The organism is uncultured Fibrella sp. (assembly GCF_964250085.1).
GTDB lineage: Bacteria > Bacteroidota > Bacteroidia > Cytophagales > Spirosomataceae > Fibrella.
Genome location: NZ_CAXUEC010000006.1, coordinates 291,034 through 317,771, shown reverse-complemented (window position 1 = coordinate 317,771; position 26,738 = coordinate 291,034). Strand labels below are relative to the sequence as shown.

Sequence of the window (26,738 nt, the reverse complement as noted above, 5' to 3'; positions counted from 1 at the left end):
AGCCTTGGACGACTGTATATGCTACAGAGCTACATCAAAATTGCTTTTCGAAACGTGCGGAAACACCGCGTTTTTACCTCGGTAAATGTGGCCGGATTAGCTATAGGCATGGCTACCAGTCTGTTTATTCTGGAGTACGTGAGTTTCGAACGAAGTTACGATTCGTTCCACCGGCAGGCCACCAACATGTATCGAATCCAATACAATCAGGTGAACGACGCCGGTGCAGTTACGGCCAAAGCCACCACGTTCGCGTCGGTCGGAAAGGGGATACAGAACACCTTCCCGGAGGTCGCTTCCGTTATGCGTTTCCACCGGTCTACGGCACTCCTGAGCTACGAAAAACCCGGTCAGGTCAGGCTGTTCCGGGAAGAAAACATCCTGGCCGCCGACCCATCGTTCCTGACGTTTTTTTCGTTTCCACTGGTAAAGGGAAATGCCAGTACGTTGTTGCGCGATCCAAAGTCGATTGTTGTTACACAGGCACTGGCGCAGAAGTATTTCGGTACAGAAGATCCCATTGGCAAAACGCTCAAGATGACGGGTGGTTACGGCGACTGGACGGGTGATGACTATCAGGAGGTCAGCTATTATACCGTGACGGGCGTGTTGGCCGATACGCCTGCCAACTCTCACCTACAGGTCAACGCACTGGTATCATTTAACCTGTTTTCGCGGGGCGAGGCCGAACTCTCGAACTGGGGTGATACTTTCTACACCTACGTGTTGCTCAGGCCGGGGTCGTCTGCGGCGGCGCTGGAGGCTAAATTGCCCGGCTTCGTTAAGCAGGCAATGGGCACAACAAGCAAAGATGCCTTGCTGCTTCAGCCGTTAACCACTATTCATCTGGATTCGCCCCTGCTGGGCGAACTGAGCCCGAACGGGAGCCGACTGATGGTATCGGTACTCCTGCTTGTTGCCTTGTTTACGTCGCTGATTGCCTGGATCAACTACGTTAATCTGACCACAGCGCGGGCTAGTGAACGAGCCAAAGAAGTTGGGTTACGAAAAGTGACGGGCGCGTCGGGCGGTGATTTGATCCGGCAGTTTTTGGTGGAAGCATTGCTTCTGAATGGGTTGAGTTTCTGCCTGGCCGTTCTGCTGGTGACGCTGGTGCAACCAGCATTTAATGAGCTGGTTGGCCAACCGCTAACGCTCGGTATGCTGCTGAATCAGGCGTGGTTGCCAGTAGGCGTTGGGTTATTCACGGTCGGCCTTTTCCTGAGCAGCGTTTACCCGATTTTTGTCGGCCTCAGGTTTCAGCCAGCCTTCGTATTACGTGGGCAGTGGCTACAGGCCGGGCATGGACTTTCGCTGCGGAGAGGGCTGGTCGTATTTCAGTTCATGTTGTCGATGCTACTGATAGCCGGTTCGATGGTCATGTATCGCCAGCTTACATTCATGCAGCGGTATGATATAGGTGTCAAGCTAGAGCAGCTTCTTGTGCTCAACGGCCCGGCCGTAACCGATTCGACGTACCTGACCAAATTGCAGCAAATTAAAGTCGGGTTGCTGGCAATGCCTGCCGTTAAACAGGTAACTGCGTCTAATCTGATTCCGGGTAAACCTATCGCAGGGCTGTCTAAGGCAGGGCTTGTAAGGCGGCTCAACCAAGGGGAAGAGGAATCGGCTGGCCGTTTTTATTTTTCACAGGTCGACTATGATTTTCAACGCACGTTTGGTACTCAATTAATAGCGGGGCGTTGGTTTTCAAAAGCCTATGGTACTGATGCGGTATTTGGCCAATCGGTGGTGATCAACGAAACGGCGGCTCGTTTGCTAGGGTACGCTACAGCCGGAAAGGCTATCGGACAGCGGATAAACTATCGGGTTCAAAGCACGCCAACGATTATTGGCGTATTGAAAGACTACCACCAACTGTCGCTTAAAAAGGCCCTTGACCCGGTAATTTTTGAGTTGGGCGATGCTCCCGACGGCTATTTCACGGTCAATGTAGGCCAGCAGAACCTGCCGCAGACCATTGTTGCCATTCAGCAGATCTGGCAGAAAACGTTTCCTGATAGCCCATTCTCCTATTTCTTCCTGGACGATTTTTTCAACCAGCAATATCGGATAGACTGGACGTTTGCGCAATTAACAGGCCTTTTTGCCATGCTGGCAATCATCGTGGCGTCGTTAGGCCTATTCGGTTTGACGTACCTGACAACCATTCAGCGCACGAAAGAAATTGGCGTTCGGAAAGTGCTGGGTGCCAGCATAGGTAGCATTGTGGCCCTGTTATCGAAAGATTTTCTGAAACCAGTTCTGGTCGGGCTCGTCATCGCTAGTCCCATTGCCTGGTACGCCATGAACAACTGGCTGGCCGATTTCGCCTATAAGATCGACATCGAGTGGTGGGTCTTCGCCCTGTCAGGTACGTTGGCCATTGGCATTGCCCTGCTCACGGTGAGTTTCCAAAGCCTGAAAGCCGCACTGGTGAATCCGGTAAAGAGCCTGCGGACTGAGTAGAGACGCATCCTTGCGTCTCTACTCAGTCCTGCCCATCACTCCCGGCGGATGGCTTCGACGGGGTCGAGGCGGGCGGCACGCATGGCTGGGTACGTGCCGAAGATGATGCCGATCAGCATGGCAATGGCGATGATGAGGCCGAACGTATTCCAGGTGTAGGCAGCCTGAAAGGGTACATCGGTAATGGCTTTAATGATGGGAATAAACGCCAGCGTGCTCAAAACCCCCAGTGTCAGGCCCAGCAAACTGCCCAGGGTGGAAATGGTGATCGACTCGGACAGGAACTGCCAGAGAATATCCCGGCGTTTGGCTCCGAGTGCTTTACGAACGCCAATTTCTACGGTTCGTTCGGTGACCGAAATCAGTAGTACGTTCATGACGCCAATGCCACCCACCAACACCGAAATGCCGACGATCAGACCCATGATGAGCCGGAACAGCAGAAACCCTTTTGCGGCCTGATCAACGCGTTGTCCGTTGGTGATAACCGCAAAATCGGCCTGCTGACCGTTCATGTTCGTCTTTAGCCAGCCTTCGACTTCGGTTTTCAGCGCGGGTACGTCTTCAACCCGGTCGGCTTCAATCACGCACATAGGCGGCGTTGCGTTCAGCGTGCTGTCTGATATCAATGTGATGGGCATCAGAAGTTGCCCCGCCTTGGCGTCTTTGTCGGCCGAAATACCAATGATCGTCAGCTTCTTCCCGTTGTAGGTTACCTGCTGGCCAATTGCTGTTTTTTCGGGTTGTTTACCCGCCAGTTGCTTCGCCAGTTTCTGGTTGATGAAAGCCACCGGGCGCTGACTGTTCAGATCGGCTTCGGTAAATGTCTGGCCGTGAATAATCGTTAAATCGGGATGAAGGGGTAAGGTTAGGCCGGTGATAATAGCGCCCGTTTTGCGAGCTGGTGCCTGTAATACCAACTCGCCGTTCTGCCGACAATACAGGTACGTCATGGCGGGTTTGGCCAACGACGTACGCATTTTCTGGAACGACTGAGGAGTGAAATGCGCATAATCGGCCTTACGTACCTGCACATCGTTCACCGTTTTATACGGGTTCGATTGCACGATAATTGCCTTCAGCGACGTCGTTTTGGTAATCTGTTCCTGCGCGTACTGCTCCATGCCGTCGATCAGCGAGAGAATAGCAACCAGCGCCGCCACGCCAATAACAATGCCCAGGATCGACAGCACCGTATGGAAAAACCGGCTGCGAATGTTTTGCAGAGCGGTGGCAAACGAAACAAGGATTTTCTTCATCGGAGGGTGCCACCCGCGCTTATGTGCGGCTTTCACGAAATAGCACGGTTTGTCGCATCCAGACAATGGGTATGTGATAAGCGGCTGATGACGCAGGCGTATTTGGTCCAGCCTGGGGTGCATGTCTACCAGGGTTATTCGTTGTTTATCTGTATGCTGTGTTGCTGTAGGCTTCGCGCGGTGTGTTGCTGACGCCTGGTCGAAGGACCTGCCTCGTGAAGCCTACAGTACACCGTGCCAATTCCTCATTCACAAGAAAACAGCAACCAATACGAAACTTTACTGTCCTCTACTTGTTGAATATATTGTGCACAATTTAATTGTGAAAGATGAAAAAATTACTGCTGCAAAATCAACTCTGCTTTCCACTGTATGCCCTGTCACGGCAGTTGACTGCGTTGTATCGGCCGATGTTGGAAAAGCTGGAATTGACCTACCCGCAGTATCTGGTTATGCTGGTGCTCTGGGAGGCCGACACCAAAACGGTGGGGGAGCTTGGTGCTAAACTGCTGCTCGACTCAGGTACGTTGACGCCGTTGCTCAAACGGCTGGAGCAGAAAAAGCTCATCACCCGACAGCGTAACCCGGCCGACGAGCGGCAGGTAACCATCCTGCTTACCGAAGCAGGCCGGAACCTCCGGGAATTAGCCGCCGACATTCCAACTCAGCTACAGGCCAGTCTGCACATGGATGATCAACAGGCAGTTAATCTTCAGCAGCAACTCGTCACACTTTTATATCAGATTTCACAAACAACAACAACCGATTATAACCAATAAAACCATGTTTCAAGCACTCTACACGGCTCAGGCCACAGCTACCGGCGGCCGCGATGGCCACGTAACATCATCTGATCAGGTTCTGAACCTCGACGTTCGCGTACCGCGCGAAATGGGCGGCGCGGGCGGGGCCTACACCAACCCGGAACAACTATTCGCCGCCGGCTACGCGGCCTGCTTCGATAGCGCCCTGAATCTGGTGACCCGGATGGCGAAAGTGAAAACCGGTATCACCACCGTAACCGCCGATGTAAGTATTGGTAAACTGGAAGCCGGCGGTTTCGGGCTGGCCGTCGCGCTCAACGTGAACGTACCCGGCGTTGAGCAGTCGGTGGCCGACGAACTGGTTCAGAAAGCGCACCAGGTTTGCCCCTATTCAAATGCGACCCGTGGCAACATCGACGTGGCACTGACGGTAACCACCAACGAAGCGTCGGTAGCGGCATGAGTGATCAGCAGATTGTACTGGCATCACGTCCAAAGGGAATGCCCGATGCGGCCACATTTCGCGTCGAAGACCTGACGTTGCCCGAACTGACCGAAGGCGACGTATTAATCAAGGCGACCTACTTCTCCGTTGATCCCTACATGCGTGGCCGGATGAACGAAGGCAAATCGTACATACCGCCGTTTGAAGTGGATCAACCACTAGCTGGCGGGGCTGTTGCTACCGTGATTGACAGTAAGTTCGGCGAACTTACGGCTGGTGATCTGGTAACGGGTAGCCTTCCGTGGGCCACCCGTTCGGTGCTGCCGGGCAAAAGCCTGAAGAAGATCGACGCCAGCCTGGTGCCGCCAAGCTATTACCTGGGTATTCTGGGTATGCCTGGCCTAACGGCCTATTTCGGCCTGCTCGATATTGGTAATCCGCAGCCCGGCGAAACCGTGGTTGTATCGGGTGCGGCTGGTGCGGTGGGTATAATTGTTGGGCAGATTGCCAAACTAAAAGGTTGCCGCGTAGTGGGTATTGCGGGGTCAGACGACAAAATAGCCTTGCTGAAAGACGAGTTCGGGTTCGATGCCGTGGTGAATTACAAAACGGCCGGGAATCTGGCCGATGCCATTGCCGAAGCCTGCCCCGAAGGTGTCGATGTGTACTTCGACAATGTGGGCGGCGAGGTATCTGACGCTGTTATCAGGAACCTTAACTTTCACGCCCGTATTCCGCTTTGTGGCCAGATCGCCCTGTATAACACCACAGAAGTGCCGATGGGACCACGCATTCAACCCATGTTACTGACCCGAAGCGTACTGATGAAAGGCTTTACCATTGGTAACTATCAGGCGCGGTTTGGGGAAGGCATGAAGCAACTTGCCGCCTGGGTCAACGAAGGCAAATTGCACTACAAAGAAACCACGCTCAAAGGCTTCGATAAACTACCAACGGCCATGCTTGGTCTTTTCTCGGGCCAGAATACCGGTAAAATGATCGTTGACGTGCAATGATGGTCAGCGGTATGTAGCTTAAAAAGGCCAGTCCACATAAATGGGCTGGCCTTTTCGATATGGCACTATTGTTGCGATTAGGCATGATTTTAGCTGGTTACGCTATATAGCCAATAGATTTAAATATGTTAATTTGCTATTGCGTACCGTAGTGACCCAACCAGTTCAGCCTTCCCCATCGAATGTTAAGACATATACCATCCCAGTGTTATGTTGTCCAGGTACTCAAGGATAACTATAACCTCCCTGTCTCAATCGATACAACGTGTCCCCACTGCCGACGCCGCGTTAACCTGTCGTTGCCGTGGGACAACCCAAAAACGTATGTGGTAGAGCATTGCAGTGCGCATTGTCCCGCCTGCCAGAAAACGGCCACGCTCATTCTGATGACAGACAGCACCACCGAGAAAGGCGTTCGATCGGGGCAGTTGTTCATCACGCCTAATGACGATATTCGGCAACCACTACCGGGCATTGCCGAAACGGGCAAGATAGAAGAGGGCTTGAAACGTGCCTATTTCTCAACCATCAACGTGTTGAATGCGCAGGAATGGACAGCCACCACCATCCTGTGCCGGCGGGTGCTGGAAGGAATCACCCAATCTATTGTTGCTGAGGAACATAAGAACAAAAACCTGCCCACTCAATTAAGGGCGCTACTGACACAGATCGACCTGTCGAAGCCCATTTCAACGCTGGCCGATGCTATTCGGAAAGGCGGGAATATCGGCGCGCATTTCGATCTGGAGAAAGAGCCAAATCAGGAGATTGCCTCTCTCATGGTCGATCTGCTCGACGATCTGATCGAGTATATTTTCATCCTGCCCGGCCGGATTCAGCAACTGCACGATAAAATGGAAAAACTGTCGGAGCCTAAACCGATCGTGTCGCCTCAGGCGGGTATCAGCCTGAACGGTGCCGCCAAATCGGTTAAGCATGAATAGTCACGCCCAAAAGCGATCAGCGTAGGTACGTTAATCAGGTAGAAAGAATCGGCGAATCAGACGAGATCATTGCTTTATTGTATAGTATGCTGACTCGGAGAGCTTTAGCATAAAGTCACTTATGTGCGCACTGGTTAAAAAACTATCAGGTTCGGCGAATTGTCGCGCAACGTTAGGCAGCCGCACACGCTATCTTCGTATCGGTAGCCACGTTGCCCTACTGGTTGCCCTGTTTTGCCTTATTCCGGTCCGGCTTTATGAACAGATATCTGGGGGCCATCCTGTCATGCGCGCTATCTCGCCTAAAAAACCGGTCAACTACCTGCTGGCCATTGTCTGTGCCGGGCTACTACATTCGGGTTTTGCCCAAACCGGGCAGGGGGGAGATTACCCCATTCAGCCGGTCCCGTTTACGGCCGTCAAGGTGACCGATACCTTCTGGGCACCGCGAATTCGGCTCAACCATGATGTGACCATCCCGATTGCGCTGAAACACTGCTACAGTACGGGCCGGGTCGACAATTTTCTGGTAGCCGGACATTTGAAGCCGGGGACCAAATTCTGCACCGAGTTTCCTTTCGATGATACCGACATCTATAAGATCATCGAGGGAGCCAGTTATTCGCTGCAAACGTACCCGGACAAGAAGCTGGAGGCGCGCGTCGATTCGCTCATTACCTACGTGGCCAGCGCTCAGGAACCCGACGGTTATCTCTACACGGCCCGCACCATCGACCCGGCCCACCCGCACCCGTGGTCAGGGCTGAAACGCTGGGAGAAAGAATCGGACCTGAGCCATGAACTCTACAACAGCGGGCACCTCTTTGAAGCGGCCGTAGCGCATTACCAGGCAACGGGCAAAAAGACCCTGCTACACGTAGCCCTGAAAAACGCCGATTTACTGGTGCGGGATTTCGGTCCCGGCCGGTTGCACTACTCGCCGGGCCACCAGATTGTGGAGATGGGGCTGGTAAAGCTCTACCGCACAACCGGTAAGAAAGCGTATCTCGACCTGGCCAAATTCCTGCTCGATGTGCGGGGGAAAGGCCAGGAATACAGCCAGGACCACAAGCCCGTTACGGAACAGACCGAAGCCGTGGGGCACGCCGTTCGGGCCACTTACATGTACTCGGGCATGGCCGATGTGGCCGCTATTACGGGTGATAAAGCGTACGTGAACGCCATCGACAAAATCTGGCACGATGTAGTCGATCGGAAATATTACCTCACCGGGGGCATCGGAGCCGAGGGCGGACACGAAGGGTTTGGGCCGGACTACAGCCTGCCCAATATGAGTGCCTACAACGAAACCTGCGCGGCCATCGGCACGATCTACTGGAATCAGCGGCTGTTTCTGCTTCACGGTGATGCCAAATATTACGATGTACTTGAGCGGACGCTTTACAACGGGATGCTATCCGGTGTGTCGCTGAGCGGCGACCGGTTTTTCTATCCCAATCCATTACAATCGCAGGGCCAACATGCCCGGTCGGCCTGGTTTGGCTGCGCCTGTTGTCCCAGTAACGTGTGCCGCTTCATTCCCTCGATGCCCGGGTACGTATATGCGCAACGCGGCGACCGGATTTATGCCAATCTTTTTGTCAACAGCACGGCCAGTGTAACGCTCAGCGGAACGCCCGTAAGTCTGGCGCAGGAAACGAAATATCCGTGGAACGGCGACATCGCGTTTACGATTAATCCGGCCAGTAGCAAAGCGTTTGAACTGGCCATCCGTATCCCTGGCTGGGCGCGAAATGAAGCTGTACCAGGTGAGCTGTACCACTTTGCCGCCCAGTCTGACAACCCCGTTACGCTGACCATCAACGGCAAAAAGGTCAGTTATAAGCTGGAAGATGGGTACGCCGTATTGCGCCAGACCTGGAAAAAAAATGATGTGGTCCGGCTGTCGCTGCCGATGGATATTCGGCGGGTGCAGGCTAATCCGCAGGTCAAGGCCGATCAGGACAGGGTCGCGCTGGAACGCGGGCCGATCGTCTACTGCGCCGAATGGCCCGACGCACCGGATGGACACGTGCTCGACTACATGTTGCCCGATCAGGCGCGGCTTCAGGCTACCTATAAGCCAACTGTGTTGGGGGGCGCGGAGATCATCACGGGTGAGGCCGCCAAGGTAAAACGGACCACCAACGGGCAACTGGAAACCACACCGGCTCCATTTACGGCTATTCCGTATTATGCCTGGGCCAACCGGGGAAACGGCGAAATGGCCGTGTGGCTGGCCACAAAACCCACCTCGGCCAAACCTACACCGGCTCCTACGCTCGCCTCATCGAGCACGATCTCGGCTTCGCTCAAGACAAAAGCCCTGGCTGCGCTGAACGATCAGGATACGCCCAAAAATTCCAACGACCACGACAATATCTACTACCACTGGTGGCCCAAAAAAGACACGATGCAGTGGGTGCAATATACGTTTGCCAAACCCGCCACGGTGTCGTCGGTCAGCGTATACTGGTTTGACGATGGCCCGTGGGGAGGGTGCCGCATTCCGGCCTCGTGGAACCTGCTCTACCAGACGGCCGGTGGCGAATGGCAGGAAGTAAAAACCAGAACGCCCTATACCGTCAGTAAAGACAAGTTCAACGAGGTAACCTTCGAGCCCATCCAGACCGGCGCTTTGCGAATGCTCGTGCAACTGCCCAAAGACGCTTCCAGTGGCATTCTGGAGTGGAGCGTGGGCGAGAAATGAGTCCACTTCCCGCCTCGACTGGTGTTCCAACGTACCTACTTTTCATAGCCCATGCCGTACCGTTATTCAGTAACAGGCGCCTTGGTAGCTGCCCTGCTTGTGGCGGGCGTTGCCTGTGCCCAGACGTACCTGCCGGAGGAAAATGACCCGCGTATTCATGTTAAAACGGCGGTGTCGATGCAGGCATATTCGTTTCCGCTGTCGGCGGTGAAATTGCTCGATAGTCCATTCAAGCGGGCAATGGAAGCCGACGCGCGCTTTCTACTGGCGCTAAATCCCGACCGGCTGCTGTCGGAATTTCGGGCGCATTCGGGGCTGAAGCCAAAGGCCCCAAAATACGGCGGCTGGGAATCGTCGGGGCTGGCGGGCCACTCGCTGGGGCATTACCTGTCGGCGCTGGCGCTGCACTACGCAACCACCAACGACCCCGACTACCTCAGGCGGGTCAACTACCTGATCGACGAACTGGCGGCGTGTCAGCAGGCGCGAAAAACGGGCTATATCGGGGCCATTCCGAAGGAAGACACCGTATTTGCCGAGGTGGCGCAGGGCAACATCCGTTCGCGGGGTTTCGACCTGAACGGCGCCTGGTCGCCCTGGTACACAGTGCATAAGGTCATGGCGGGGCTCCTCGATGCGTATCTGTACTGCCATAACGAAAAAGCGCTGGCCATCAACGTGGGCCTGTCTGACTGGACCGGTCAAACGCTCAAAAACCTCAACGATGCTCAACTTCAGCAGATGCTGCTCTGCGAATACGGCGGCATGAACGAGGTACTGGTGAACACCTATGCGTTGACGGGCAACAAAAAATACCTCGACCTGTCCTGCAAATTCCACGATCGACGGGTACTCGATTCGCTGGCGCACCAGAAAGACATTCTCCCTGGTCGGCACTCCAACACGCAGATTCCCAAGTTGGTAGGCACCATCCGGCGGTATGAACTGACGGGTAATCAGCCCGATCTGGCTATGTCGGATTTTTTCTGGAGTACAGTCGTTAACCACCACACCTACGCGCCCGGTGGCAACAGCAACTACGAATACCTGAGTGCGCCCGATCAACTGAATGATAAGCTGACCGACAACACGATGGAAACCTGCAACACGCACAACATGCTGAAGTTGACCCGGCATCTGTTCGCGCTGCGGCCCAACGCGGCCTACATGGATTTTTATGAACGCGGGCTGTATAACCATATTCTGGCGTCGCAGGATCATCAGAACGGCATGGTCTGCTACTTTGTACCGCTCCGAATGGGTACGCGCAAACATTTCAGCGACGAAGAAGAGAGCTTCACCTGCTGCGTGGGCACTGGCATGGAAAACCACGTTAAATACGGCGAGAGCATCTATTTTAAAGGTGCCGACGGAAGCCTGTACGTCAACCTGTTTATTCCCTCGGAGCTGACCTGGGCAGAAAAAGGACTACGCCTGACGATGAACGCGAATGTACCGACAGACCCGAAGGTCTCGCTGACGATGCAGCCCGACAAGGCCTTAAAAATTCCCGTTCGGATTCGGAAACCTGCCTGGCTGGCTGGTGCGATGACCATACAGGTCAATGGAAAAACGGTTCCGGGCGTCATGCAGAATGGCTATCTGGTTGTGGAACGTACCTGGAAGAAAGACGACCGGATCGACCTGACATTACCGGCTAACCTGCGTTACATGGCGATGCCTGACAATCCGGCAAGGCAGGCGTTTTTCGCTGGTCCGGTGCTGCTGGCGGGTGATCTGGGCGAGAAAGAACCGGACCCCGCTCAGGGCGTACCTGTATTTGTGACCACCACCGCCGACCCAAACGCGTTTATCAAACCCACCGGTACACCGCTGGTATTCACGACCGGCAGCACCGGTACGCAATCGGTCGTGACGCTCCGACCTTTTTACGAGTTGCAGCGTAACTTCTATACTGTGTACTGGGATGTCTTCACGCCCGACGGCTGGCAGAAGCAACAAGCCGTATATGAGCAGAAACGCCGCGATGCCGCCGACCTCGAAAGCCGGACCGTCGACTTGCTGCGGATGGGCGAGATGCAGCCCGAACGCGACCACAACCTGACGGGCGAGAAAATGGAGACTGGCGAAGACCATACCCGCAAGTTTCGGGTAGCGACCGAGGGGAATGCCCTGACCTTTACGATGAAGACCGACCCAGAGGCGCAGAATATCCTCATCGGTACGTACTGGGGCATGGACAACCGGGGCCGACAGTTTGAAGTGATGATCGACGGAAAGGTGGTGGCAAACGAAGACCTTAACAAGTATAAGGAAAGCCGTTTCTACGAAATTCCGTATAAAATTCCCACTGAACTGACGAAGGGTAAATCGGCTGTCACGGTGAAGCTACAGGCTAAGCCTGGCAATTCGGCCGGGCCTGTCTACGGCGTCCGCATGGCGCGTGAGTAAACACGTACCTGAATAAACCCGGTTTTACACTACAGATGCATTGATGAGGGATAGTTGATGTACTTGACCCGTAGTGATAGTATATTCACTAGATTAGCAGGTAAGCTGACGTTGCCTGTAAAAAATCTATCAATGAAGCCACTATTATTCAAAGTTCCCGCTGTAGATGATCGCTGCTTTCGTCTTGAACAGGACAACTTATCCCACTTTTACGGCCATCTGCATTTCCATCCAGAAATTCAGTTGACGCTGATTCGGGAAGGGGAGGGAACGCTGATCGTGGGCGATAAGATAGATCGCTTTGGCCGGAACGATATATTGATGCTGGGGTCGAACCTGCCGCACGTACTGCGCAATGACCCCGACTATTTTCTCCCCCAGTCGACCCGGCGTTCGGCCTCAGTATCTGTACTTTTCAGGGCCGAACAACTGGAGCAGACGGTACTTAACATGCCCGAAACCCGGCACCTGCTGATACTGCTGAGCGAGTCGCAGCATGGCATTCGGTTTCGTTGCCAGGAGGGGCACCCGCTGATTGCCAAGTTTGAGGCCCTACCGCTGCAACGCCCCTTCGACCAGTTGCTGACGCTGCTCAGTATGCTGGATTATATGGCCGTCAATGACGGGCGGGAGATGCTGTCGGTGTCGGCGTTTACCCAGCCCCAACGGCCAGAAGATCACCAGCGACTTGAGCGGGTGTTTGCCTACATGCTGGAAAACTACCACTCCCCAATCACGCTGGAAGACGTTGCCAGCCGGGCCAATCTAACGCCGGGTGCTTTTTGCCGGTTCTTCCGCCAGCACACCCGCAAAACGTTTTCAACGTTGCTCAACGAAGTGCGGGTCGAACACGCGTGCCGGAACCTGCGCGAATCGAAACAAACCATCAGCCAAATTGCCTTTGCCTGCGGGTATACGAACCTGTCTAACTTCAATCGTCAGTTCAAAGAAATAATGGGTATGTCGCCGGGTCAGTATATCCGCCGGTACAACGCGTCGCCTGGTGTGGCTTTGGAAGGGCATTCGCTCTAACCTACGCCACCAGCCGGGCAACGACGATCAGCGCCAGTAAGGCTCCGGTTTATATGGTCGATCGCTGTCGACGCCCAGGGCGTGTTCAGGCTATAGCCAATCAGGGCTGACATCGGTCTACAGGCCAGTACAGGTACGTTGTTACAGAAGCATGCAGTTAGTTACTAACTCTATACCTTGCCGGGGCTGTGCTTGCTATCGGCGAGACAGATTAGCTACATATTGACCTTGCTGAGCAATGCGTTTATTCGTTATCATACTTGCCCTATCAATAGGAATGGAAAGTGAAGCCTGGACTCAGGCCTGGCTGAATCGGTATACCATCGAATCTGTGAAAGCGCAGCCCCTGACCGATGAGTTGTTCCAGATTGATCCGAAGATGAGAGTGTTGACCAGTGAACAGATGATTCAGGAAGCAAACGATCTCATGAAATAGCGCAGGCTTTATATAACCTCTCCTTAGTCACCATGTCTGATTAACGTACGGTCGACGAACTATCTGCCTACTTGTGTTTCCACTACCAGCGTCCGGGTCGATCGTGTTTCTTCCTGCTTTAGGCAGCGTTTTTCACCGATCATCCAGTCATCTCAGGAAAATCTGTTAAAATCTCAATTACTACCGACGCTCGACCGTAACGGCCTGATCTAGTTTTGATCCACTTACCGATGTATCAAAACGTTTCATCAAATCATGGATTACCAACCACTACTGCGTCAACTGTATCAGGATTTTAATGCGCGTCAGATCGATGCCGTCTTAGCTCACATGCACACCGATGTGGCCTGGCCCAATGGGTGGGAGGGGGGGTATGTGGCTGGCCACGACGAAGTACGGGCGTATTGGCTACGCCAATGGCAGCAAATCAACCCTAAGGTGGAACCCCTCTCCTTTGAGACGCTCCCCGACGGCCGGATTTCTGTTAAGGTTCACCAGGTTATTAAAGACCTGGATGGCCAGGTGCTGAGCGATGAACAGCTAAACCATGTTTATCGCTTTGAACAGGACAAAGTGCAGACGATGGTTATCGACCATTAACTGGTTCACACAACCCCTTATCGTCGGCCAGCCTGACTAAAACAAATCGGCCAACGTACCTGATGATCCGGGTACGTTGGCCGATTTGTTATGCACTACGTCCGCGCTTTCTACCAGCTCAGGTACAGATTGCGCTCCGAGTATACTTTCTGGAAGAAATCGCTATCTAGCTAGATACCTCACTTTTAATCTCTACTGGTAGGTCATCCTTGTGTTTTAGAAATTTCCATATGTCCGTGCAAAGCAAATGATCAAACGTTTTGATATGATCCCTCAAAATTGGCTCTGTAACCATGTTAGGCCGGATGTCACAGTAGTAAACGCCGTCCAGCGGATTCAACTTCACCGTGTAGCCTCTGAAATGACCGGGCAGAAATGTAGAGCTAATACCGTATTTTGGAGATACTCCCTTGCGTTGCACGTCATTCAGGAATATGGCAATATGGGGCAAGTCACTACCTGTTAGCTTCGAGTATAAAAACTTATCAATGAAGATCTTATCGATCCGGTCTTTGCTTGATGTTTTGACACTTCCAATTGCTTTCACGTCTCCCTGATAACTGACAATCAGGTCGTGCTGGTAATTCATCTTAAATGAGTCCCCGTCGTCCATACTAACGGGGACTCGTACTGTCCCTGCTGTTGCATCAATGCCAATTTCGATTAAAATCAGACGAATGAAATTCTCAAACAACGTACCGTTAATCTTACGTGCTTTATTACTTTGGCCAACTGGTAGTGCATCTAATGCAGCACCAATGCTCTGTTGAATAGTATAAACGGCTTTGTTTAGTTGAGTACGCAACTCAATATCGGCGGTTGTACGATGCAGCGTTTGTAAAGTCGATACGAACGATTTACGGATCGGATCAAAATCTCCTGCCTCGTACATCAACTGGGAATTAATTGGGCGCGTTATCTGGTAATTGCCCGACTTTCCGTACTGGAAGAAATGGTAGTGATTCTCATTCTGTGACACAATAACTGCCTGTAAACTGCCTTCTCTAATCACAAATTCCAAGTAGTGCTGGCAGAATTCCAAGAAACCATTTAGCGTCTTGAACTTTGTTTTATCAGTAGCGTGCTCCGCCAGTTGCTTAATAGTCATCGAATAGCGGTCCGTCGCTTCTGGTTATCGAAATCATACTTTTTCCACTTTTCAATTGGCCATCTTTCAACCAGTTCTAAACGGTCAACTGCCCATCCAATATATTCTGGGCTTAAGTCGCACCCAAGCCATTTTCTCTTTAATTGGTCAGCACATACGGCTGTTGTGCCTGAACCTAAAAAAGGGTCTAAAATAGTATCTCCTTCATTGGAAGAAGCTAATAAAATCTTTCTTAATAATTCTTCCGGTTTTTGAGTTTTATGAGGCGTTTTCTCATGCATCCCATTACAAGTTGTCGGAATTTCAATTAAATCTTCTGGTATATCCATCACGTCTTTTGGTTTGGCCCCATTAGGATTTGGTGACCAAACGTGACTTGCTTCACGACCTTTTCCAAATTGACTTGTTTCTGCCTGGGGATGAGTGGGATATTTGAGTGTATGTTCACCGTAAGGTATTCTTACATCATTTATGTTGAACGTGTGACTTTTAGATTTTCTAAGGTGCAAAATACTTTCATGGCTTCTGCCCCAGTCATTTCCTAAATTTGCTTTGTTTTTATAATGCCAAATTATCCACCGACAGCCTGTGAAAAACCGCATAGATGGGCCTTTTAAATCGGCCAAAATTTCAGAGAAGCCGCAGATGTACAACGTACCTGATGGTTTCAAGATCCGAGCCGCCTGCTCAATCCATTGTATAGACCAGGCAACATATGCTTCGTGACTTGCAAAGGTATCCCAGTCTGCTTTTTTGATATTATAAGGAGGGTCGGCAAAGACAAGGTCAACTGATTGATCAGGGAGGGTCTTCATCCAACTTATCGAGTCGCCTTGCCAAAGTTGCCCGTTTGGATGCGTATAAGCTAGTTGAGGTTCGGTCGTATCATTAGGCATGGAGTGTATCTGACCCCTCTGTAAACTTTCTTGAAAAAGAGGAGGTAATTCTTTTTGGCGAGTGGCCGCCCTTATAGTCGGATTCATCGAAGACTGTTCGTTGTTACTTATACAATAATAAGAAAAAGCCGCATAGCTTCCGTGGACGGAAGCTATGCGGCTTAAAAAACGGCCTGCTTACAGGCCCTACCGGCTCAGGTACAGATTGCGCTCCGAGTATACTTTCTGGAAGAAATCGTCGGTGAGGTCGTCGATGAAGTAAATGCCTTCGCCGGTCGACTTCATTTCGGGGCCGAGTTCCTTGTTTACGTTCGGGAATTTGCTGAACGAGAATACCGGAATCTTGATGGCGTATCCCTTCTTCACGGGGTTGAACGTGAAATCGGTCACCTTGGCACCCAGCATCACTTTTGTGGCGTAGTTCACATACGGCTCCTGGTAAGCTTTGCAGATGAACGGCACCGTGCGGCTGGCGCGGGGGTTGGCTTCGATCACATACACGGTCTCGTCCTTGATGGCAAACTGAATGTTGATCAGCCCTTTCGTTTGCAGCGCCACGGCAATCTTCTTCGTGTATTCTTCTATCTGCCGGATCACGTTTTCGCTCAGATCGAACGTGGGCAGCAGCGCGTACGAGTCGCCCGAGTGAATACCCGCCGGTTCGATATGCTCCATCACACCGATGATGTACACGTTCTCACCGTCGCAGATGGCGTCTGATTCGGCTTCGATGGCGTTTTCGAGAAAATGGTCGAGCAGGATGTTATTGTCGGGAATGTCGCTCAGGATCTTCATCACGTGCTGTTCCAGCTCCGTTTCGTTGATCACGATCTTCATGCTCTGCCCACCCAGTACGTAGCTGGGGCGAACCAGCAGCGGGAAACCTAACTCGCGTGATAGATCAATCGCCGCTTCCGATTCGCGCACTGTGCCGAATTTCGGATACGGAATGTTCAGGTCGTGCAGCAGGCTGGAGAAGCGGCCCCGGTCTTCGGCCAGGTCAAGGGCATCCCAACTGGTGCCGATGATCTTGATGCCGTAACGGGTTAGTTTCTCGGCCATTTTCAACGCCGTTTGGCCACCCAACTGTACAATCACACCCTCGGGCTGCTCGTGCATGATGATGGCGTGAACGTGCTCCCAGAAAACCGGCTCGAAATACAGCTTGTCGGCAATATCGGGGTCGGTCGACACGGTTTCGGGGTTACAATTGATCATGATCGTTTCGTAACCCGCCTCTTTCGCCGCCAGTACACCATGGACACACGAATAGTCGAACTCGATTCCCTGACCAATGCGGTTTGGACCCGAACCAAGAATCACCACCTTTTTCCGGTTCGACCGGATCGACTCGTTACCGGGCAGATCCGATACGGGTTCGGGCCGGTCGAGGGTGATGGGCAACTGGTTATTGAAGGTCGAGTAGTAATAAGGCGTTTTGGCTTCGAATTCCGCCGCGCAGGTATCCACGCACTTGTATACCCGACGAATATTGTGTTCCTGGCGGTACTGGTAAATCTTGCTTTCACGTACCTGGAGAATATGCGCGAGCTGACGGTCGGCGTAGCCTTTCTGCTTGGCGGTGCGCAACAGTTCGGGTGGCAGATCGTCGAGGTCGTACTTCTCAATCTCGCGCTCCAGGTCGATCAACTCCTCAATCTGGTGCAGGAACCAGGGGTCAATTCGGGTCAGCTTCCGAATGGTACTGAACGACATACCCGCCTTAAACGCATCGTAGATATGGAACAGACGATTCCAGCTTGGATATTGCAGGCTATGCTTCAGCGCGGCTATGTCTGACAGCTCGCGGCCATCAGCACCAAGTCCATTGCGGCGAATTTCGAGTGATTGACAGGCTTTTTGCAGGGCTTCCTGGAAGTTCCGGCCAATACCCATTGCCTCGCCCACCGATTTCATCTGTAACCCCAGCGAGCGGTCGGCCCCCGGAAACTTATCGAAGTTCCAGCGGGGTACTTTCACGATCACGTAGTCGATGGCTGGTTCGAAGAAGGCCGATGTAGTGCCTGTGATCGGGTTGATCAGTTCGTCGAGGTTATAGCCAATGGCCATTTTCGCCGAAATCTTGGCGATGGGGTAACCCGTTGCTTTCGACGCCAGCGCCGACGACCGGCTTACACGCGGGTTCACTTCGATCACGATAATGTCGTCGGTCTCGGGGTTGACCGAAAACTGGATGTTACAGCCACCGGCAAATTTGCCAATGCCGGTCATTACCCGGATCGACAGGTCGCGCATTTTCTGGTAGAGCGTGTCGGGCAGGGTCATGGCCGGGGCCACCGTGATGGAGTCGCCGGTGTGGATGCCCATCGGGTCGAAATTCTCGATGGAGCAAATGATGATAAAGTTACCGTTGCCGTCGCGGAGAAGCTCTAGTTCGTATTCTTTCCAGCCACTCACGCTTTGTTCCACCAGCACTTCGTGTACGGGTGAGGCATGGAGGCCCGCCGTCAGGGCTTTGTCGAAGTCTTCAGGTACGTTCACGAAGCCGCCGCCGGTGCCGCCAAGCGTGAACGAAGGGCGAATAACAAGTGGGAAACCAATTTCCTGGGCAATCTCTTTGCCTTCCAGGAATGACCGGGCGGTACGGCCTTTGCAGACACCCGCGCCCAGTTCGAGCATTAACAGCCGGAATTTCTCGCGGTCTTCGGTGGTTTCAATTGCCTTAATGTCCACACCGATGATCTGCACACCATACTTCTTCCAGATGCCCGCTTTGTCGCAGTCGATGGCGAGGTTCAGGGCCGTTTGGCCACCCATTGTAGGCAATACCGCGTCGATGGGCCGACCCATAGCCCGGTGTTTTTCCAGAATTTCGACGATCGATTTCTTCTCCAGCGGCAGCAGGTACACGTGATCCGCGTTGATGGGGTCGGTCATGATCGTGGCCGGATTGGAGTTGATCAATGCTACCTCGATGCCTTCTTCACGAATGGAGCGGGCCGCCTGTGACCCGGCGTAATCGAATTCGCAGGCCTGACCAATAACGATGGGGCCGGAGCCAATAATGAGAACCGAGCGGAGAGAGGAATTTTTTGGCATAACGGGGCCGAAAAGAACGGATGGAACGATGGACAACAACGAGCCGATTCTGGCCACTTACCCCTGAGGGGTATGGGCAAAAATCCCGCAAAAGTACGGGCTACAGGCAGGCAAACCAACGATACCGTTCATTAAATTGTATCCGTGTTATACAGGGCACCAGCCCTGCAGCTCTGGGTACGTTCAATGGCTCCTTTACGATTCGTACAGGGCATCAGCCCTGTACGACTAAAAAAACGGTGTTCCACGCTTGTGCGCCAGAACACCGTTTCTGCTGTTGATCGATTGAGAAAAGTCCTTACTTCCGGCTGCCGTTGCGGCTGCTGCTATGCCCGGAGTGGCCATGCCCGCCGCGCTCCTCGGCCAGTTCGCTCTTTGGTTCGCTACTGGCTGGATTGTGGTCTTCTTCAGGAGACTGCTTGCTTTTATTCGACGACTGCATCGTCTGTTCGCCATTGGGGCGCGTGAAACTCGTATCGTGCGCCTCGTGATTGCGGGTCCGTTCGCTATGTGGTTGCTTATCGTTCGACCCAGGTTGGTCTGTGGTTTTGTGGTTAGCCATAGTCGTTATCAGTCTAGTAGTTGAATAGGCTTATAACGCAATGACCTGACTATTGTTTACAGGAGTAAGTAGTTATTGAGCGTTGGATTTTGCCACGCCAGTCACCGGCCTCCGGAGGACAACGTACCTGCGAGCTAGAGCGGAAAATTCATGCCAAAGCGGTACATGTAGGCGTAGGAGAGGAAGTGGTGTGTGGCGCGGCCAACGCGGTCGGCCCCAATTTCGGCACCCGTATAGTTGGCAAAGGCAAGTTGGCCATCGCCCTGAATAAAGAAGCGCTTGTAGATGTTCAATTTCAGGCCAGCCGTGGTACCCACAACCCAGCCCTGTGGATGAAAATGACCTTTCTGATCAGAGCTGCCCAGAATGGTTGAAATGGTAACCGAATACAGCATGCCCGCGCCGGCTTTGGTAACCACATCTAGCGAGAAATGCTTACCACCCTGCCAGACCGGCCACTTTTTCACGGCGTTGATCATTAAGTAATTGTTGCCATTGGTGTGCTGAAGATGCAGAAAGGAAGGCGTCAGGGTGGTGTCTTTATCGACCGCTTCGCCCCGGATATTTCCCTGGATGTGCACCCGCTGGTAATCATCGACGGTGTATTTGAGGTGATCCCAGGATAGCTCAATGCCCCATCCTTTCGCTTTTTTGAAATAATACCCCCCATTCATCTGATACTGAGGGATAGTCAGGTACGTTATCCGCCAGAAATCGTGCATATCGGGCGATTCGTGTGCGTGGGCATTCGCGATCGTAAAATCGTAGTTGTCGGTTGTGGTATTCTGAAAGCGAATGGTACTGCGTGAATACGTCTCATGGTTGTATCCCCACGAAAAGTAGAATGTGCCTTTAGTTGGTAACGAAATTTTTTCTGGAGTTGATAAAACGGGTTGGGCACTACAGGATATTGAACCCAGCAGGGTACAAAAAATAAGCGATAAAACTGATCTCATAGGTAGTGAATGGCTTAACCACAAGGATAAGTACTAATTACAATCAGTGTCTAAAGAGATAAATACCAGTAGTCAGTTCCAGTAACTATAGTTTAGGCAATCAATTAACTTTTGGCTAAAAATAACCATACATAGCTGAGTACTTTAGTTTACTCATTTTTAGAATTTTCAACTAGAAAAAACGGTCTATCGCTACGGGTGTACCCCGTGCAGTCTGATAAAATGGATTAACGTAACTTGCCTGTATGTCCCGAATCCCTACCACCGGTCCCTTATGCGGGCTGCGCATTCTTGATCTTACGAGGCTGCTGCCCGGCCCATTAGGTACAATGCTCATGGCTGATATGGGGGCGGAGGTGCTGAAAATCGAGCATCCTGCCAGCCCTGACTATGTACGTATGTTTCCGCCACACATCAATGGTGAGTCGGTGAATTACCTGGCCTACAATCGCTCCAAAAAGAGTGTTCTGCTCGACTACACCACCGACGAAGGCCGCGAGACGTTCCTGAAGCTTATTGAAACCGCCGACGTACTGGTCGAGCAATTTCGGCCCGGCTACCTCGACCGGCTGGGTCTTGGTTATGCCGTTGCCCGCGCCCGGAACGCCCGGATCATTTACGTATCGGTGACGGGTTACGGCCAAACGGGACCGTACGCACATCTGGCCGGGCATGATCTCAATTATCTTGGCCTGTCGGGTGTGCTCAGCCTAACGGGCGAACCAGACCAGACTCCTGTAATGCCCGGCGTTCAACTGGCCGATATTGCGGGTGGGTCGTATGGCTGTGTGATGGCTACGCTGGCGGCGGTCTACGCCCGTCAGCAACGTGGTGAAGGCCAGCACGTCGACGTGTCGATGACCGACTGTGTGATGCCCCTGCTGTCGGTAGCTCATGCGCTTTTTGCGGGAACCGGCAACGTACCTGAACGGGGTCATCTGCCCCTGTCTGGTGGACAGCCTAATTACGGCGTATACCGCTGCCGGGATGAGGATACGGCCAGGTACGTGGTGTTGGGTACGTTAGAGCCAAAATTCTGGCAGAAGTTCTGCACACTCGTTGATCGGCCAGACTGGCTGGGCTTCATGCTGCCGCAATCACCCGATCGGGTAAACCAGTGCCAGCAACTGATTCAACAATTGATGGCCGAACGTACTCAGGCTGAATGGGTGAAACTGGGCACTGAACACGACCTGCTGATTACGCCCGTTCTGACGCTCAATGAACTAGCCGACGACCCGCACTTGCAGGCCCGGCAGATGATCGTGACGCAACCTCACCCTGTAGCCGGACCGGTGGCGGGCGTGGGTGTACCCATCAAGTTTTCAGAAACGCCCGCGCAACCTGCCTGGTCTGCTCCGCAGTTGGGAGAAGATACTGACGCGATACTAGCCCAGCTTGGCGGTTCATTCAATCGATTTTCGTGACTTTTAGGTGTGCTATCTGTGTGACTAATCGTCTTTATGCTGTCTTAAAGAATAGTAGTCTAGTGATTAAGGAGAGTTGATGGTGCCTGTCTGGCATGATTTGTGATGTTCTGGCGCGCTGAAAAATGGGCCGGTTTTTACGGAGGTATTTAAGTAAGAAAGCTCCGTAAAAATGATCTATAAGTCCGTAAAAAAGCTATCATGTTGGGAGGATACAAGCTTGGCATGAAATTTCGTCACAAAAGCAAACGTGAGTATAAATCATGAAGTGCTTGGTGAAAAGGTATACATTGAACGTTATTAAGTTTACGGTTCTGGGTTGGTTGATCCTGATCTCGTCGGTATGGGCTGTGGCCTCGCCGGTGCGTACCACACCCTCCTCCCTGACCTGCCAGCCCCCCGGCCCGCCTATCGTGTCTGGAGAGCGGGCCCGCATCTGTCGGGGCGAGACCATCGCGTTAACCGCGTCGGGGTGCCTTGGTACGGTTATCTGGTCGACGGGTGAGCAGGGAATTGGTATCCGGGTTACGCCATACCAGACAACCCGCTACACGGCAATCTGCCGATTGCCGGAGGGGTGCGTCAGTTGTTTTGCCGATGCTTATACCGTCACCGTTGGCACGCCCGAAGCACCCAAACTGACCACGGACACGCCTGTACTGTGCGCCGGTGATGCTGCCACGCTCACTGCCGCCAATTGTGCCGGTACCATTCGCTGGTCCGATGCTACCCTTGAAGGGGCTACCCCTACCGTACGGATCAGTCAGACAACTGTTTATCAGGCCACTTGTGTGCATGAAGGCTGCGCTGGGTCGCCCTCGTCGCCACTAACTGTGCAACTGGCCGTGCCTACCGTTCCTACACTCGTGAGGCTATCGGGCAGCGGCGATTTGTGCCTGGGGCAGTCGGTGCAACTGAGTGCCGGTCAATGTGCAGGCGAGGTACGTTGGTCTGACGGAGCCGTTGGTGCCGACCGCACATTTGCGCCCCGCCAAACCAGTCATTTACGGGCCGTATGCCGCGTAGGTACGTGCCAAAGCGACAGTTCTGCGGTACTGACGCTTCGGGTACAGCCCGCCCAACCAACGCCTCTCCAGAAAACAACAGTGCAGAATACCTGCCCTTTCCTGACGGCTGATCTGTCCAGCGCGATTGGTACATCGTTTCAACAGGCATTGACGTATGAATTTAGAACTGGCCCATCGGTCGATGCTCCTGAAGTAAGTTCGGTGGGAGCCGTTCTGGCTGGTGTTTACTACCTGTCGGCCCGAAGCCGGGAGGGGTGCCTGAGCCAGCCGGTAGCGGTATCGGCTCTGATTACGCCCTGTGCCAACGGAATTGCCCCCTGCCTGAGTAACCCGCCCGCTATCAGCCTTACGCTCGACTCGCTGGATCAGAAACGGGGGGTGGTTTGCCTCAAAGCCCGCATCCGGGGAATTGGTACGGAAAGTATCCGGCTCGATTCGGCCTGGGCCTGTTCCGGAACGGGTTTGTTTACCGGCCAGACAACGCTACAGCCCCGTTATGTGGCTTCTGAATCGGATCGGAATAAAGGGATTGTCAATTTTGCTATTTCCACCCCCGACCCCGACGGGCTGGGGCCGTGCATAGCCGGTGCCGCCAAACTGGCCGTGACACTCTCGCAAAGCAACACACTCACTGACGCTGACAGTACAAAGCTTGTGATTAAACTTCCCGATGTTCCCGATGCGGGCAGTATATTTATACCCGAGGGTTTCTCGCCTAACGGGGACGGTATTAACGACCGTTTTGTGATTCAGGGAGTACCAACAACAGCCACAATTAATCTTGAGATTTTTAACCGATGGGGCCACCGGGTGTATGCTGATGCAAACTACAAAAATGATTGGGAGAGTCAGACAAACCAGGGAATACGCGCTACCAACAGCCAGGGGCTTCCCGATGGGACCTACTTCTACGTGGTACGTGTCAGCGACGGTCGCGAGTACGTTCGATTTTTAACCATAGCCCGATAGACAGCCTCATATCCGACTAAACCTTTAGACAAAATCGTTATCTCAACTGCATTAGTACTATCCAACTGCCAGCAGATGAGATTAACACCGCATCAGTACTTATGAGACGGCTTTTTCACTTATTTTTTTGCTTGCTTCTGCTAGGCTGTTGTAGTCCGGCGGTAGCTGGCTCAATGCAACAACCCGACTCATTGCTGATTCAGGCCGACCGGATGCTTAGCTATAAAGCCTATGGGCGGGCTATTGATCTATACACACAGCTACTGAATAACCCTAAACTGGATGTGGCGCAGCGTAGTGGCGCGCAGGTTTCATTGGCCCAGGCTTACCGCGCTGTGGGCGACAATGTGAAAGCCGAACGGATGTTCAGGGAGTGGCAAACAACGATAACGCCCGGCCAGGAACAACCTGCGGCCGTTCTGGCCTATGCACAGACGCTGGCCAGCAATGGTAAATTTAAGGAAGCGCAGGAACAGTATGAACGCTATCAGGTGCTGAAGGAACAACAACGTACCCAGCGGCTGGCTACCGTTCCCAGCACCGCCAATGGCCGACCTGCCGGAGCACGGGGCGAGGTGGTGCGCTATCAGGTTGACGATCTCAGCCTGAATACCTCCAATGAAGAGTTTAGTCCCATGTTTTACCGTGATGGGCTGGTTTATGTGGCTGGCAGCAAAGGGGGATCGACCATTGAAACGAGCGGGAGCGGGGGAGGGGCCGGTTACCTTGATCTCATCTACGTACCTAACCGCGCCCAACTCACAGCCAAGCGGCGGATGAACGCCGACGGCGAACTGATGGATGTGAAAAAAGAAACGGCGGCAGCACGGGCAGCGTCGGGGCCACGGCCGGTTGGCAGCGATCAGTATACGGCGCCTACCGCCAACGATTCCCGCACATCGGTCACGTTTCAGGGAGGTATCAACGTGGCGCAGGGACTCGGTTACGACAAACGCCCCGTTAATGCTGCCCGCCAGTTTACGCAGTCGCTGAACACAAAATACCACGAAGGGCCTGCTACCTTCTCGGCCGATGGGTCGCAGATCATCTTCACCCGCAATAATTACAACAACGGCAAAGCCAAAACCAGCGAAGAGAATGTCAATACGCTGAAGCTTTACACCGCCCGGCAAGTCAATGGGGCCTGGACCGACATAACCGAACTGCCTTTCAACAGCGATGATTATGCCGTGGGCCATCCGGCGTTGTGTAAAGGTCGTGACGGCACGCCCGACCAGTTGCTGTTCTTCGTCTCAAACATGCCCGGTGGAATAGGGGGAACCGACCTCTATGTGTCGAGGTGGGTAAACAACCGCTGGAGCGAAGCCATGAACCTGGGGCCAACCATCAATACCAAAGGCAACGAGCTTTTCCCTTTTGCCGACGAAAACGGAAACCTATATTTCTCAACAGACGGGCGGCGCGGGTTGGGCGGGCTGGATATTTTTTATGCTGCTATGGATGGACCAACCGTTCGTGCGGTGGAGGCCATTGATGCGCCCATAAACACCAATGCCGACGACTATGGCCTCATCACCGACGGCACCCGCCATTCGGGCTACTTCAGCAGTAACCGCAATGGTTCGGACGATATATTCCGATTCACGCGCGAGAGCTCGCTCTTCGGTTGCCGTGACCTCACCGTCCGGGTGTTCGATGTGGCAACCGATATGCCTATAGACAGCGCCGTGGTGACGATCAGAGGCAAGCGCGTTGGACAAACAGACCAGGTACTGATGGCCGATAAAAACGGTCAGGTCAGGCTCTGTGTCGAGGCGGAGAGCGATTATATCTTTACGGCTTCGCGCGACGGCTACATCAACAGTACCATCGGTTTATCGACCCGTGACCTCACCGACGATCAACCGTCGCGGCTCGAGATGTCGATGATGCGGCCTACCGTAATTGTCGATACCGTGTATACCGAGGCCGCTAAACCTTCGCGGCCGCTGGTCAACTCGCGCATTCGGGGTACCGTGCTTGGTGAGCGTGATGGCTCGCCAATCGAAGGGGTTATCATGAAGCTGAAGAACGACTGCAACGGGCAAATTGAACTGGCCACGACCGATGCGAACGGAATGTATGAGTTCGATATCATGGAAGGCTGCGATTATACGCTTACAGCCAGTAAGCCGCTCTATGGAACCAGTACCAGCAAGGTAAAGCGGGTTGCGAAAAAATCGAAACCGAAAGAACTGGTGGCGATGGTCAGAATGTTGCACGTAGGTGATGTAGTGACCATCGACAACATTTACTATGACCTCGGCAACTCCACCATCCGCCCGGATGCGGCTCGTGAGCTGAACAAAATGCTGGCAACCATGCGCCGGTACCCGACGCTGGTCATCGAAATTCGCTCCCATACCGACAGCCGGGGCGAGGCGGGTGCCAATAAGGAACTATCGACGCGCCGGGCCAAAGCCGTAGCCGATTACCTGGCTTCCAAAGGCATCAGCCGCAACCGGATGCTGGCAACTGGCTATGGCGAATCAATGCTGGTCAATAATTGCACCGACGGTGTGATCTGCACCGAAAATGAACACCAGCGCAATCGCCGCACCGAATTCAAGGTGCTGGCAATCAAATAAAAAGCTCAGGCTACATCAATATAGCTTGGTCGTAAAAATCCAGCCTATTGCCACTCG

At 53.1% G+C, this 26,738-nt stretch carries 19 protein-coding genes; 13 read left to right on the top strand and 6 right to left on the bottom strand.

The genetic code is table 11. The annotated features are described in order from the left end of the window. Positions 1 to 18: 18 nt before the first annotated feature. Positions 19 to 2,469, top strand: coding sequence for an ABC transporter permease (locus ACFE8Q_RS19760; RefSeq protein WP_375447162.1), 2,451 nt, complete (start codon positions 19 to 21; stop codon positions 2,467 to 2,469). 35 nt (positions 2,470 to 2,504) lie between these two features. On the opposite strand, the gene ACFE8Q_RS19755 is transcribed toward ACFE8Q_RS19760, so the two are convergent. Beyond that, a complete protein-coding gene (locus ACFE8Q_RS19755) occupies positions 2,505 to 3,728 on the bottom strand; it encodes an ABC transporter permease (RefSeq protein WP_375447161.1) in 1,224 nt (407 codons plus the stop codon). A 329-nt stretch (positions 3,729 to 4,057) separates the two neighbouring features. On the opposite strand from ACFE8Q_RS19755, the gene ACFE8Q_RS19750 reads away from it, so the two are divergent. The 9 genes from ACFE8Q_RS19750 (at position 4,058) to ACFE8Q_RS19710 (ending at position 14,087) form a co-directional block, all read left to right on the top strand. Continuing rightward, complete coding sequence (locus ACFE8Q_RS19750; protein WP_375447160.1) at positions 4,058 to 4,507, top strand: MarR family winged helix-turn-helix transcriptional regulator; 450 nt, start codon at positions 4,058 to 4,060, stop codon at positions 4,505 to 4,507. A 4-nt stretch (positions 4,508 to 4,511) separates the two neighbouring features. After that, positions 4,512 to 4,955, top strand: coding sequence for an organic hydroperoxide resistance protein (locus tag ACFE8Q_RS19745; RefSeq protein ID WP_375447159.1), 444 nt, complete (start codon positions 4,512 to 4,514; stop codon positions 4,953 to 4,955). Further along, positions 4,952 to 5,953: an NADP-dependent oxidoreductase gene (locus tag ACFE8Q_RS19740; RefSeq protein WP_375447158.1), complete on the top strand. Its 1,002-nt coding sequence runs from the start codon at positions 4,952 to 4,954 to the stop codon at positions 5,951 to 5,953. Before ACFE8Q_RS19745 ends, ACFE8Q_RS19740 begins: the two co-directional genes overlap by 4 nt. Positions 5,954 to 6,279: 326 nt before the next feature. Further along, on the top strand, positions 6,280 to 6,897 hold the full coding sequence (locus ACFE8Q_RS19735) for a DUF4145 domain-containing protein (protein ID WP_375447157.1): 618 nt from the start codon (positions 6,280 to 6,282) through the stop codon (positions 6,895 to 6,897). Between the two features lie 286 nt (positions 6,898 to 7,183). Continuing rightward, on the top strand, positions 7,184 to 9,607 hold the full coding sequence (locus ACFE8Q_RS19730; RefSeq protein WP_375447156.1) for a beta-L-arabinofuranosidase domain-containing protein: 2,424 nt from the start codon (positions 7,184 to 7,186) through the stop codon (positions 9,605 to 9,607). 51 nt (positions 9,608 to 9,658) lie between these two features. Continuing rightward, a complete protein-coding gene (locus ACFE8Q_RS19725; protein WP_375447155.1) occupies positions 9,659 to 12,019 on the top strand; it encodes a beta-L-arabinofuranosidase domain-containing protein in 2,361 nt (786 codons plus the stop codon). 132 nt (positions 12,020 to 12,151) lie between these two features. Then, the gene (locus tag ACFE8Q_RS19720) at positions 12,152 to 13,051 is read left to right on the top strand and encodes a helix-turn-helix domain-containing protein (RefSeq protein ID WP_375447154.1); all 900 of its coding nucleotides are present in this window, start codon (positions 12,152 to 12,154) and stop codon (positions 13,049 to 13,051) included. Between the two features lie 238 nt (positions 13,052 to 13,289). After that, positions 13,290 to 13,487: a hypothetical protein gene (locus ACFE8Q_RS19715; RefSeq protein WP_375447153.1), complete on the top strand. Its 198-nt coding sequence runs from the start codon at positions 13,290 to 13,292 to the stop codon at positions 13,485 to 13,487. A gap of 255 nt (positions 13,488 to 13,742) precedes the next feature. After that, the gene (locus ACFE8Q_RS19710; RefSeq protein ID WP_375447152.1) at positions 13,743 to 14,087 is read left to right on the top strand and encodes a nuclear transport factor 2 family protein; all 345 of its coding nucleotides are present in this window, start codon (positions 13,743 to 13,745) and stop codon (positions 14,085 to 14,087) included. A 166-nt stretch (positions 14,088 to 14,253) separates the two neighbouring features. Here ACFE8Q_RS19710 and ACFE8Q_RS19705 read toward each other — a convergent pair whose 3' ends face one another. The 5 genes from ACFE8Q_RS19705 to ACFE8Q_RS19685 all read right to left on the bottom strand — a co-directional run bounded on the left by ACFE8Q_RS19705 (position 14,254) and on the right by ACFE8Q_RS19685 (position 20,669). Continuing rightward, the gene (locus ACFE8Q_RS19705; RefSeq protein ID WP_375447151.1) at positions 14,254 to 15,195 is read right to left on the bottom strand and encodes a hypothetical protein; all 942 of its coding nucleotides are present in this window, start codon (positions 15,193 to 15,195) and stop codon (positions 14,254 to 14,256) included. Beyond that, a complete protein-coding gene (locus ACFE8Q_RS19700) occupies positions 15,192 to 16,178 on the bottom strand; it encodes a DNA-methyltransferase (RefSeq protein WP_375447150.1) in 987 nt (328 codons plus the stop codon). Before ACFE8Q_RS19700 ends, ACFE8Q_RS19705 begins: the two co-directional genes overlap by 4 nt. 99 nt (positions 16,179 to 16,277) lie before the next feature. Then, positions 16,278 to 19,151 (bottom strand): carbamoyl-phosphate synthase large subunit, encoded by a 2,874-nt coding sequence (gene carB, locus ACFE8Q_RS19695; protein ID WP_375447149.1) that lies wholly within the window; start codon positions 19,149 to 19,151, stop codon positions 16,278 to 16,280. A gap of 298 nt (positions 19,152 to 19,449) precedes the next feature. Next, a complete protein-coding gene (locus tag ACFE8Q_RS19690; protein ID WP_375447148.1) occupies positions 19,450 to 19,713 on the bottom strand; it encodes a hypothetical protein in 264 nt (87 codons plus the stop codon). A gap of 134 nt (positions 19,714 to 19,847) precedes the next feature. After that, positions 19,848 to 20,669, bottom strand: coding sequence for a hypothetical protein (locus ACFE8Q_RS19685; protein WP_375447147.1), 822 nt, complete (start codon positions 20,667 to 20,669; stop codon positions 19,848 to 19,850). Between the two features lie 245 nt (positions 20,670 to 20,914). Between ACFE8Q_RS19685 and ACFE8Q_RS19680 the strand changes: the two genes are divergently transcribed. The 3 genes from ACFE8Q_RS19680 (at position 20,915) to ACFE8Q_RS19670 (ending at position 26,681) form a co-directional block, all read left to right on the top strand. Then, positions 20,915 to 22,096, top strand: a complete 1,182-nt coding sequence (locus tag ACFE8Q_RS19680) for a CaiB/BaiF CoA transferase family protein (RefSeq protein WP_375447146.1) — start codon at positions 20,915 to 20,917, stop codon at positions 22,094 to 22,096. A gap of 290 nt (positions 22,097 to 22,386) precedes the next feature. Further along, positions 22,387 to 24,093 (top strand): gliding motility-associated C-terminal domain-containing protein, encoded by a 1,707-nt coding sequence (locus ACFE8Q_RS19675; protein WP_375447145.1) that lies wholly within the window; start codon positions 22,387 to 22,389, stop codon positions 24,091 to 24,093. A gap of 173 nt (positions 24,094 to 24,266) precedes the next feature. Next, positions 24,267 to 26,681 (top strand): OmpA family protein, encoded by a 2,415-nt coding sequence (locus ACFE8Q_RS19670; RefSeq protein WP_375447144.1) that lies wholly within the window; start codon positions 24,267 to 24,269, stop codon positions 26,679 to 26,681. Positions 26,682 to 26,738: the final 57 nt, after the last annotated feature.

Coding starts and splice junctions, on each gene's coding strand:
- ACFE8Q_RS19760 (WP_375447162.1), top strand. CDS start 19: ATGCTACAGAGCTACATCAAAATTGCTTTTCGAAACGTGCGGAAACAC.
- ACFE8Q_RS19755 (WP_375447161.1), bottom strand. CDS start 3,728: ATGAAGAAAATCCTTGTTTCGTTTGCCACCGCTCTGCAAAACATTCGC.
- ACFE8Q_RS19750 (WP_375447160.1), top strand. CDS start 4,058: ATGAAAAAATTACTGCTGCAAAATCAACTCTGCTTTCCACTGTATGCC.
- ACFE8Q_RS19745 (WP_375447159.1), top strand. CDS start 4,512: ATGTTTCAAGCACTCTACACGGCTCAGGCCACAGCTACCGGCGGCCGC.
- ACFE8Q_RS19740 (WP_375447158.1), top strand. CDS start 4,952: ATGAGTGATCAGCAGATTGTACTGGCATCACGTCCAAAGGGAATGCCC.
- ACFE8Q_RS19730 (WP_375447156.1), top strand. CDS start 7,184: ATGCGCGCTATCTCGCCTAAAAAACCGGTCAACTACCTGCTGGCCATT.
- ACFE8Q_RS19725 (WP_375447155.1), top strand. CDS start 9,659: ATGCCGTACCGTTATTCAGTAACAGGCGCCTTGGTAGCTGCCCTGCTT.
- ACFE8Q_RS19720 (WP_375447154.1), top strand. CDS start 12,152: ATGAAGCCACTATTATTCAAAGTTCCCGCTGTAGATGATCGCTGCTTT.
- ACFE8Q_RS19715 (WP_375447153.1), top strand. CDS start 13,290: ATGCGTTTATTCGTTATCATACTTGCCCTATCAATAGGAATGGAAAGT.
- ACFE8Q_RS19710 (WP_375447152.1), top strand. CDS start 13,743: ATGGATTACCAACCACTACTGCGTCAACTGTATCAGGATTTTAATGCG.
- ACFE8Q_RS19705 (WP_375447151.1), bottom strand. CDS start 15,195: ATGACTATTAAGCAACTGGCGGAGCACGCTACTGATAAAACAAAGTTC.
- ACFE8Q_RS19700 (WP_375447150.1), bottom strand. CDS start 16,178: ATGAATCCGACTATAAGGGCGGCCACTCGCCAAAAAGAATTACCTCCT.
- carB (WP_375447149.1), bottom strand. CDS start 19,151: ATGCCAAAAAATTCCTCTCTCCGCTCGGTTCTCATTATTGGCTCCGGC.
- ACFE8Q_RS19690 (WP_375447148.1), bottom strand. CDS start 19,713: ATGGCTAACCACAAAACCACAGACCAACCTGGGTCGAACGATAAGCAA.
- ACFE8Q_RS19685 (WP_375447147.1), bottom strand. CDS start 20,669: ATGAGATCAGTTTTATCGCTTATTTTTTGTACCCTGCTGGGTTCAATA.
- ACFE8Q_RS19680 (WP_375447146.1), top strand. CDS start 20,915: ATGTCCCGAATCCCTACCACCGGTCCCTTATGCGGGCTGCGCATTCTT.
- ACFE8Q_RS19670 (WP_375447144.1), top strand. CDS start 24,267: ATGCAACAACCCGACTCATTGCTGATTCAGGCCGACCGGATGCTTAGC.